Source organism: Candidatus Tokpelaia sp. (assembly GCF_008636115.1).
In the GTDB taxonomy this organism is placed as follows: domain Bacteria; phylum Pseudomonadota; class Alphaproteobacteria; order Rhizobiales; family Rhizobiaceae; genus QLZD01.
The window spans coordinates 211237-221031 of the sequence record NZ_QLZD01000031.1 but is presented as its reverse complement, the minus strand read 5'-3'; the positions used below and the strand labels follow the sequence as shown (position 1 = coordinate 221031).

Below are 9795 nucleotides of genomic sequence, written 5' to 3'. Positions count from 1 at the left end.
GTTGATTTTAATGATAACAGCAATGCCGGTAATTCTGATGTTACTGTCGGCGCGGGCGGTGAGGCTAATTTCAATGATAATTCCTCTGCCGGCAATTCGGGGATTATTGCAGTAGATAACGGCACGGTAGAGTTTCGTGACGGCTCCACTGCCGATAATGCCGATATTGAGGTGAGGAATGGCGGCAAAGCCGCCTTTGGCGATAATACCAGTGCCGGCAGCTCCAGAATTATTTCCGTTGATAATGGGACAGTGGATTTTAATGATAGCAGCAATGCCGGCAATTCTTCCATTAAAATAGGGGCAGACGGCACAATCAATTTTAATGATAAATCCGCCGCCGGCTCTTCACAAATTGCTGTTGGCAAAGACGGCACAGTGACTTTTAATGATAATGCTGACGGCAGCCAATCCGATATTGCGATTGACAAAGGCGGCACTATGGATCTTGGCGGCCTGACCAATGGCGGCACGGGCGTTGGCTCTATCACGGGTGACGGCACAGTTGATCTGGGTGACAATACGCTGACTATTGGCGGCAATAACAAGGATTCCGATTTTGGCGGCAATATTACCGGCAGCGGCGGTATAGACAAAGTCGGCAGCGGCACATTGATCTTGACCGGCGACAGTGATTATAGCGGCAATACACAGGTAAAATCCGGCGAATTGCAACTGGGCGGTAATTTAAGCAATTCCGATGTGGCGGTTCATTCCGGCGCAACAGTCAGCGGCAGCGGCACAGTGCACGGGCTGCATGCGCAAGACGGCAGCTCGGTGGCCCCCGGTATTAAAAAAGACGGCGGTGACGGCTCTGCCGGCAGCAGCGGCAGCACCGGGACATTAATAGTGGAAGGCGATACTGTTTTTGACAAAGGCTCAAGCCTGGTTGTCAAACAGGGAGCAGACGGTCAGAATGATAAAATAATTGTCAATGGTGATGCCGATATTAAAGGCGGTGATGTCGCAACGCGCGGTTTTTTGCACCCGGGCGCTGTGTTGCAGGATATTATTTCCAGCACCGGCGCCCTGACCGGCAATTTTGACGGCATTGTGCCGGAATATACGACAGATTTTATCACCCCGGTTTTTAAAAGAACGGCAAACGGCATTAGTATCCAGTTTCTCCGCAATGGCGTGACCCTGGATACTATCGGCCGCCGCGGCAATGAGCGCAAACTGGGGGCCGGGCTGGAAACCTTGCCCCTGAGCAGTAATTTGCTGATTCATATTTTAAACAGCACCACAGCCGAAGCGCAGGAGGCTTTAAAGCAGCTTTCAGGGCAGATTTATGCCTCTACGCGTTCGGCCATTATGCAGAGCAGCAATTATCTGCCGGATTTTATGAATGATCGCATGGCCGCCGCTACAGAAGAATGCTGCCGCACCAGAAGGCGAGGCAGACGGGGCGAAAACGGCAGCCGGCAATCGCCGCGGCCGGCGCAAATATTGGGGTATCCTGCGCTTGCGGCGGCCTCTGCCGCTGCCCGCAAAACCGGGGCGGCCGGGGTGCTGCCCTCAGGCAATATTCCTGTCGGCCAGGGGAGCGGTGAAGTTTGGGTGCGCGGTTTTTCATCACGGCAAAATAATACCAGAAGCAGCAATGGCGCTTATGGCCATAGAATGACGACAACCGGCAGCTTTGTCGGCATGGATACAATTTTGGGAAAATGGCTGCTGGGCGGCGCTTTGGGGCTTGGCTATTCAGATTTCAATAATAAGGAATTGCCGGATTACGGCCATATGCGCACAATTTATAGCGGCCTTTACGGCGGCAAACAGTATAAAGGCGTTAATATCCGCCTTGGAGCGCAGCAAAACTGGTATGAAATTCATACCAGACGCGCGGTGGAATTTGTCCGCTATGATGATTTTCTGAAAAGCAAATATCATGCCCGGCTGACACAAATATTCAGTGAGGCCGGGCTGCCGCTGGCTTTTTCTCAAAATCGGCTGGAGCCTTTTGCCCGGCTTTCTTATAATTATTTGCATAATGGCAAAGTGCGTGAGCATGGCGGTGAGGCTGCCCTTGCCGGCGGCCGCGGCAGCCAGGATTACGCCGCCAGCCTGGTGGGCCTGCGCAGCCGCCTGCAATTATGTAACAAAGAAGGGCGCAGCGCCATTATCCATGCTATGCTGGGCTGGCAGCATATTTACGGCAATGCCGTGCCGACAACCGGCATGTCCTTTGCCCAGTCGCAGGCTTTTGATACACAGGGCACGCCGCTGGAGCGTGATAATATGGCGGTGGAAACCGGCATGGACTTCCGTATTACCGATAAAACTGCGCTTGGTGTTTCTTATAATGGCCAATATGGGCAAAAAAACACCGATCACGGCGTGCGCATAAATTTCCGCGGCAAATATTAGGTTTAAGCCATAACGGGCGGAAACAGGCGACAAACATAAAAGACGGCGCCGTCCGACACAGTGTTTTTCTTTATTATCGGCATAGGCCGCTTCAGCCGCCGCGCTAATCACCTGTTATTTTGTTTTAGTCGCCGCGCTTTTGCTGAATTCATCAGGCGAAAACGCATAAACAGCAGAGCAAAATTCGCATTTTACCTGAATTTTACCGTCTTCCAGACTCATTTGCCGCTCTTCTTCAGAAAAACCGGCTAAAATATGGAATAATTTTTCACGTGAGCAGGAGCATTTTTCTTCCAGCTTTTGCGGCGGGAAAATACGCACGCCCTGCTGATGAAACAGGCGATATAAAAGCTGCTCTACCGGTAATTGCGGGTCTGTCAGCTCGGCATCTTCAATCGTGGCGGCCAAAATTTCTGTCTCACGCCATTTATCCTGCGCCGATTGCGGCCCTGCCTCTTCTGTGCTGCCGGTCTTGCCCGGCTTATCGGCTGTTTGCCGCGCTTCATGGCTCCCTTGCGGCAAATATTGCACCAGCACCCCGCCGCCGCGGCGTGCCGCCTGCCAGTCGCCCGCCGCATTGCGGGTAGAAAGCAAAGCCGTGGCCAGGCGGATTTTGGTCGGTATTTGCTCTGATTGGGCAAAATATTGATGCGCCGCTTCTCCCAGCCCTGTGCCTTCCAGGGCAACTATACCCTGATAAAGCTGCATATGCGGCCCTTGGTCAAGGGTCAGCGCCAAACTGCCTTTACCCAGTAAATCGGCCTGACTGAGCGCTTTTGCCGTTGTGAGCTGCGCCAGTTTTGCCGCGTCAAAACGGGCATAAGCGCGGATAGCCGCCGGGGCATCGGGCGCTGCCGGAGCAGCATAGTCACATACTATCAGATTAACGGCCCCGTCTGTCTGGGTTTGCAAAATAAATTTGCCCTGAAATTTGAGCGAACTGCCGAGCAAAGCTGCCAGAACCACTGCTTCAGCCAGAGTAGCAGCCACGGGTTCAGGGTAATTATGGCGTTTAATCAACCTGTCCAGCGCCGGGCCAAGCTGCACCGCCCGTCCGCGGGCGCTTAAGCTTTCTACCGCAAAGGGCAGCACTGCATCATCACCGGCCAAAGAAAATATTGCTGTTTGCCGGTTTGTCTTGCCGCCCAATGGCTGCTGTTTTGCTGTTTTAGACGAAATTCTGGCGCTTTTGGTCACGTAATTTCCCTTTGGCTGCATATTTTCCGCTCTCCTATATAAGTTACGGCAGGAGCGATAAAAAGCCCCTGAGGGCCATTATCCGGCAGCGGCGTTGGGGCGCAGCCGCAGCGGGGAGCATCGGGCGCCGTCTATGCGCTGTTTTATCCTGTAATCTTAATATGTTATTTTTGATAAAGCCGGACAGGCTGCCATAAACAGGCGAAAATCGGGACATAAGCAGACTGTGTTAAAACTGTTACAAAGCCGCAGCTTTTTATCAATATGGTTAATAAAGGGTGTAAAATTTGTGGGATAAAAGCGGGGGAGTCTTGCGGGGGAGTCTTCCTCTTTGTAAGTTTGGAGCACTATGTTCAGCGCCGGTTTGCTTGCCGTCCGGCCGCGTTTTCCAGCAAAACGGAATAGGGGGTGCCTTGGCCCGCCTGCTGCGGTTGCGAGGCAGAATAAGATCAGGCATAGGAGCGGATTGTTCAGATGAATTGGACAGAGGAACGAGTTGAGCAGTTGAAAAGGCTTTGGGCAGAAGGTTTCAGTGCCAGCCAGATAGCCGCGCAACTGGGTGGGGTGACGCGCAATGCCGTTATTGGCAAAGCGCATAGGCTAAAACTTGCCGGCCGCACCAAAACACAAAAGCGGCGGCAAAAAGCGGCGGCCAATGCCAATGCGGCGCCTGAAGCCGGCGCAGCGGGGAAAAGAGAAACAAGGGCGCAATTTTCGCCGCCGGAAGCCACCGGCAGCGGCACTGTGGCAGGAGCAGGGAGCAGGAGCCGGCGGCGGCCGACAGGCGGCGTGATTATTGGCGCGACAGCACTGAAAGTAGAATTTATTGAGGAAGCAGCGGTGGCGCCGCAAATACGGCCGCGGGCGCAGGAAAATGTGGTCGTGCCCTTTGAGCGCCGGCTTGGCTTGATGCAGTTGACAGAGCGCACTTGTAAATGGCCGCTGGGTGATCCCTTAAGTGAAGATTTTGCTTTTTGCGGCGCTGACTCTGATGAATCCGGCCCTTATTGCGCCTGCCATGCCCGGCTGGCTTTTAGTTCTGCTGCCGATAAAAGGAAAAATTAAGCCGAAACCGAAGGAGCGCGCGGAGCGTGCAAACCGGATTAGTGCGGGCAAGCACGGCAATATGCGTATGGCTAATCAGGGAGGCAGGCCGCGCTGACTGATTGAGAGTGGCAGTATAGCTCATCGGAAAAGCAGGCCAGGCCGCAGCGGACGAGTTGGACAGGCTGGTCTGACAGGCCGGCCTGTGGCTTTGGGCGCAACAAAGAACAGGCGCGCATGAGCCGCGCAAAATACAGTCAGACTGCGGCCATTATTGAGCTTCGTCCAGTGGTGAAGGGCATTATAGCTGCCCTGCAAACCGCAGGGGCGCGTGTGAGCTGTACAAAATACGTCAAGCCGCAGCTTTTCTTGCTGTTTGTGCGCGGCCGCGGCAGCAAAGGCGGCCGGGAGCTACGGGAATTGCAGTAAGCGGCGCCGGGGGCTGTCGGCCTGGTGGTTAATGCTGGCTCCTGCCTTGGCATTTTGGTTTTTGCTCCGGCATTTTTCGGCTTTTTCAAGAGATAATTTAAGCGGGGAAAGCCGCATTGTCAGCCTGAGCCGCAAATTCAGGCTTCTTCTTCTATTTTATCACGGATAATTTGCTCATAATGCTGGCCGTCCGGTATTTGCGCTGTAACCTGCCTGTTCCGGGCAAGTTTTTCTGCCCATAGGGCACCCAGAGCGCAAGCGGCAAGGCAGAGAGCTATGGCAAGCACTATATTGGCAAAAGCGCGGAAAATGGCACCCTGGCGCAGCAGCTCAAGATTTTGCAGGCTGAAAGCAGAAAAAGTGGTAAAACCGCCGCACAGGCCGACCATCACAAACAGGCGCATATTTTCACTGACAGGCCACCGTCCGGCATGATGTGCCGCAGTTAAAGCGCCGAAAAAGGCAATCAGAAATGAGCCGCTAATATTGATAAAAAGCGTCCCCCACGGGAAAGAGCGGCTGATTGATGCTGTAAGCAGCCCCAGCCAATAACGAGCGACACTGCCCAGTGCTCCGCCCAAAGCCACCCATAAACTTGCTGCTATAGCTGCCATAACAGGTTCGCCTTTATTTGCCTGCGCTCTTGCCGGCATTTTGCCGCTGATTCAGGCCCGTTTTCGCCTTCCGATTCATGCGGCTGCCCTAGCCGCCAATTATCTGGCCGGTTTTGGCCCAATCGGCGGCGAAGGCAGAAATCCCCTTATCTGTCAATGGGTGCTGCACCAAAGCGCGCATAAGCTGCGGCGGCAAAGTAGCGCAATCTGCCCCCGCCAGAGCTGCGCCGCTGACATGGCCTGGTTCCCGAAGAGAGGCGGCCAGAATTTTGGTGCCAAAACCGTAAAAATCATAAATTTTGCGAATATCGGCAATGAGTTGCAGGCCGTCTCCGCCATTATCGATCAGCCGGCCGATAAAGGGAGAAACAAAAGCGGCATTGGCCTTGGCGGCCAGCAAAGCCTGATTGGCGCTAAAGCACAAGGTCATATTGGTTTTGTGCCCGTTTGCCGTAATTTCGCGGCAAGCGCGCAGGCCGTCTGCTGTCATTGGCAGTTTAATGCAGATATTATCGGCAAGTTTCGCCAGTATATCGGCCTGACGCATCATATTATCATAATCTTCGGCCGTCACTTCGGCCGAGACCGGGCCGCCAATAAGAGAGCAGATTTCTTCCAGCACTTCTTCTATTTTGCGGCCGGATTTTAAAATGAGAGAAGGATTAGTGGTCACACCTTCTACCGGCATACAGGCATTCAAGGCGCGGATTTCCTCCACTTCGGCGCTGTCGATAAAAAATTGCATAATCTCCTCCCGATTTGCCTTGCCCTTGCGGCGTCCCGCCGCCGGCACCCTGAAACGAGATTCTATTTTAGGCCTTTGTCACCTGGCGGCAAGTGCTTTTTAGCTCCTTTGCGCAATTTTGCCGCGCCGGTTATGCGCTCCGTCAGCGCGGCCGCGGCAGGCTGTGCACAAATTTCCGGCAGCAACGGCATTTGGCGCCTGTCGGAACAGGCGAATTTGCGCTCAACAAAAAGAGGACAGGCTGTCTGGCAGACTGCGATTATGGCAGGGTAAAAGCGGCATTGCAAGCAATAATGGCGGGATACAGGCGGCCGCTAATGTAAGATGGTGCGGCGTGTAAATTCATGACAATGGAGCCTGTTTTAAAGAGCGTGCCAAAGCAGAGAAAAATAGCAGGAAAAACCCGGCAGATTGAAAAATCAGAATTTTTAACAGGAAAACAGAGTAATTTGCAACAATCTGAAAGCAAAAGGAAAGACTCAATATAATGGCAGGCGAATTTGAGCAGTCGCTTGCGAAAGTTGGCGTATTCAATATGACTGAGGAGAATTATAATGAACATATTGCCTTTATCAACACGTTGGACGATAAAAAAGAACAGTTTGAGGCTGAAATGCGCCGGCGGCAAACCGCTGCGCTTGAAAGAATGCTTGAAATAGACGCGGCGCGTCTGATGATAGAGGCGGACGCAGCCGGCGCTACCTTTAAGGGAAGCTTTATGCGGGCTTTATTCCCGAGAAGCTGTGGATAGTGAGATGGCTTCTGGCGATTTTTTTCAGGGGTTTGGGAGCAACAATGTGACAAAGGCGAAAGGTGCAGGCGCGCCGCCGCAAATAAGATACAGCGCCTTAAATGTTTATGACAAAAAAGCCGTTTTTTGAGGCAAATCTTTTTGGTGAAACCCATGCGGCAGATTTTCTGCCGGCTTTGCCGCGCCGCGCCGGCAGAAAATCTGCCGCCAGGGCCGGCAAAGCCGCGGCAAAAGCCGATAATATAGCGGCAGATGAGGCAGCGGATCTTGTTTCTGTGCTGGTGCCAGTGCCGCAGGCGGAAGCCTATTCTTATGCTGTGCCGGCTGCTTTTATGCCGCGCGAAACGCCGGCAAAAACAGCCGCCGCGGCGGGAAATATTGGACCGGCGCCCTTGAGCCTGCCGGCCGGCACAGTGGTGCGCGTGCCTTTGGGCCGGCGCCTGGTGGCCGGGGTAATTGCCGATCGCGCGCCGCAAAAACCGGCTGCCGGCCGGCTGCGCTTTGTTGACAAAATTTTTGATTGTCCGCCTTTATCGTCCGAATTGATGCAATTTATCCGTTTTTTTGCCGATTATACCATGACGCCTATAGGTATGGCGGCGCGCATGGTGCTTGCCGCCCCGGCCGCTTTGGAGCCTTTGCCCGGCTTGCCGGCTTTGCGCTGGACCGGTGCCATGCCGGCGAAGCTGACAGAAGCGCGCCGCCGTGTTCTGGCGCTCTTGCCGGAGCAGCCAATATGGACGCGTTCCGGCCTGGCGCATGCAGCCGGTGTTTCTGCTGCGGTGATTGACACTCTGGCTGAGCAAGGCGTATTTGCCAGGGCTCATTTGCCGCCGGAGCCGGTAGTGCCGGCGCCTGAGGCGGATTATGCCGCGCCGGTGCTCACGCAAAAACAGGCGGAGGCGGCAGAAGCTTTGCGCCGGGCCGTGCGCCGGCAGCAGTTTGGTGTTTCGCTATTGGAGGGGGTGACCGGCTCCGGCAAAACGGAAGTTTATTTTGAGGCTGTCGCCGAAGCGCTGCGGCAAAAGCGGCAGGTTCTGGTATTATTGCCGGAAATTGCTTTAACCCGGCAGGTGCTGGCGCGGTTTGAAAAGCGTTTTGGGGTGCCGCCGGCGGAGTGGCATTCCGGCCTTGGCCCGAAAAAGCGTGAAATGACCTGGCGGCAAATAGCTGAGGGGCGGGTGCGTATTGTCGCCGGCGCGCGCTCGGCGCTGTTTTTGCCTTTTACTGAGCTGGGGCTGATTATTGTTGATGAGGAGCATGACCCCGCTTATAAACAGGAAGAGCGGATATTTTATAATGCGCGCGATATGGCAGTGGCGCGCGGCCGCAGCGCCAATATAGCGGTTATTTTATCTTCTGCCACACCGGCGGTAGAGACTTGTGTCAATGTTTTGCAGGGGCGCTATCGGCATGTCATCTTGCCCTCTCGTTTTGGTGCAGGCGTTTTGCCGCATATCGGCATTGTTGATATGCGGCAGACACCGCCGGAAAAAGGCAGTTTTTTATCGGCGCCGGTCAAGGCTGCCATGGCGCAAACGCTGCAAAAAAATGAGCAGAGCCTGTTGTTTTTAAACCGGCGCGGTTATGCGCCGCTGACTTTGTGCCGCATATGCGGGCACCGTTTTTCCTGCCCGGATTGCACGGCCTGGCTGGTGGAGCACCGCCGGCAGGGGCAGCTTGTCTGCCATTATTGCGGCTTTCACCGCCCGGTGCCGGAAGCCTGCCCCGAATGCGGCACTCTGGATCATTTAGTGCCGGTGGGGCCAGGGGTAGAGCGTATTGCCGAAGAGGTAAAGCGCCTTTTTCCGCAGGCGCGGGCTTTGGTGCTTTCAGCCGACACCGGCCGCACAATTGAGCATAGGCGGGCCGAGCTGGAAGCCGTGGTGAGCGGCGCGGTCGATATTATTATCGGCACGCAACTGGTGGCCAAGGGGCACCATTTCCCCAAAATGACCTTTGTCGGGGTTGTTGATGCCGATATTGGCCTGAACAAAGGCGATTTGCGCGCGGCCGAGCGCAGCTTCCAGCTTTTGTCACAAGTGACCGGCCGCGCCGGCCGAGCAATAGCGCAAAGCCGCGGTCTTATCCAGACCTGGCAGCCGCAGCACCCGGTGATAAAAGCTTTGGCGGCGGGAGACGGCCAGGCTTTTATCCGCCGGGAAATAGAAGAGCGGGCTTTATATTCTTTGCCGCCTTTCGGGCAGATGGCGGCGATTATTGTTTCAGCCGAAAACAGAGAGGCGGCCGAGCATTATGCCCGCCTTTTGCGCCGAAAGGCGCCGGAAAGCGCGGCCATAATGCTGCTGGGGCCGGCAGAGGCACCGCTGGCGCGCCGGCAAAAGCGCTGGCGTTTCCGCCTGCTGGTGCAGGCGGATAGCCGCTCCGTGCATATTCAGGCTTTTGTGCGCGCGGCTCTGGCGGCGGCCGGCCCGGTATCAGCTGCTGTTCGCGTGCAGGTTGATATTGATCCGCAAAGTTTTTTATAAAAGCGGATTCTCTGCTTGCCTTGCCGGCATAATGAGGCTAAGGGTAGAGGGGGTATATGCTGCGGCGCGTCCGCGCTTGTGCGCGGTTTTGCCTGTGCCGGATAAAAGCTGGCGCAGTGTGACCGTTCAGTTAAAGCGGAATTGCGGGTTTCAGGC

General features: G+C 54.9%; 8 protein-coding genes. 5 read left to right on the top strand and 3 right to left on the bottom strand.

Annotated elements, in window-relative coordinates; translation table 11 throughout:
- A partial coding sequence (locus tag DPQ22_RS05955) for an autotransporter outer membrane beta-barrel domain-containing protein (protein ID WP_150214083.1) occupies positions 1–2370 on the top strand: 2370 nt, incomplete at its 5' end.
- A gap of 114 nt (positions 2371–2484) precedes the next feature.
- On the opposite strand, the gene DPQ22_RS05950 is transcribed toward DPQ22_RS05955, so the two are convergent.
- Entirely contained in the window at positions 2485–3549 is a 1065-nt protein-coding gene (locus DPQ22_RS05950; RefSeq protein ID WP_425305154.1) for an Hsp33 family molecular chaperone, read from the bottom strand.
- 492 nt (positions 3550–4041) lie between these two features.
- Between DPQ22_RS05950 and DPQ22_RS05945 the strand changes: the two genes are divergently transcribed.
- Positions 4042–4632 carry a GcrA family cell cycle regulator gene (locus DPQ22_RS05945; RefSeq protein WP_150214080.1) on the top strand — a complete coding sequence of 197 codons (591 nt, stop codon included), beginning with the start codon at positions 4042–4044 and terminating at the stop codon, positions 4630–4632.
- Between the two features lie 545 nt (positions 4633–5177).
- Here DPQ22_RS05945 and crcB read toward each other — a convergent pair.
- Positions 5178–5654 carry a fluoride efflux transporter CrcB gene (crcB, locus tag DPQ22_RS05940; RefSeq protein ID WP_320411420.1) on the bottom strand — a complete coding sequence of 159 codons (477 nt, stop codon included), beginning with the start codon at positions 5652–5654 and terminating at the stop codon, positions 5178–5180.
- 88 nt (positions 5655–5742) lie between these two features.
- The gene (gene fsa / locus DPQ22_RS05935) at positions 5743–6399 is read right to left on the bottom strand and encodes a fructose-6-phosphate aldolase (protein ID WP_150214078.1); all 657 of its coding nucleotides are present in this window, start codon (positions 6397–6399) and stop codon (positions 5743–5745) included.
- A 344-nt stretch (positions 6400–6743) separates the two neighbouring features.
- On the opposite strand from fsa, the gene DPQ22_RS08910 reads away from it, so the two are divergent.
- From DPQ22_RS08910 to DPQ22_RS05925, 3 genes are all read left to right on the top strand, one after another.
- Positions 6744–6887, top strand: a complete 144-nt coding sequence (locus tag DPQ22_RS08910) for a hypothetical protein (RefSeq protein WP_190323166.1) — start codon at positions 6744–6746, stop codon at positions 6885–6887.
- Positions 6887–7150: a hypothetical protein gene (locus DPQ22_RS05930; protein WP_150214076.1), complete on the top strand. Its 264-nt coding sequence runs from the start codon at positions 6887–6889 to the stop codon at positions 7148–7150. Before DPQ22_RS08910 ends, DPQ22_RS05930 begins: the two co-directional genes overlap by 1 nt.
- 101 nt (positions 7151–7251) lie before the next feature.
- Positions 7252–9639, top strand: a complete 2388-nt coding sequence (locus DPQ22_RS05925) for a primosomal protein N' (RefSeq protein WP_246681509.1) — start codon at positions 7252–7254, stop codon at positions 9637–9639.
- Positions 9640–9795: the final 156 nt, after the last annotated feature.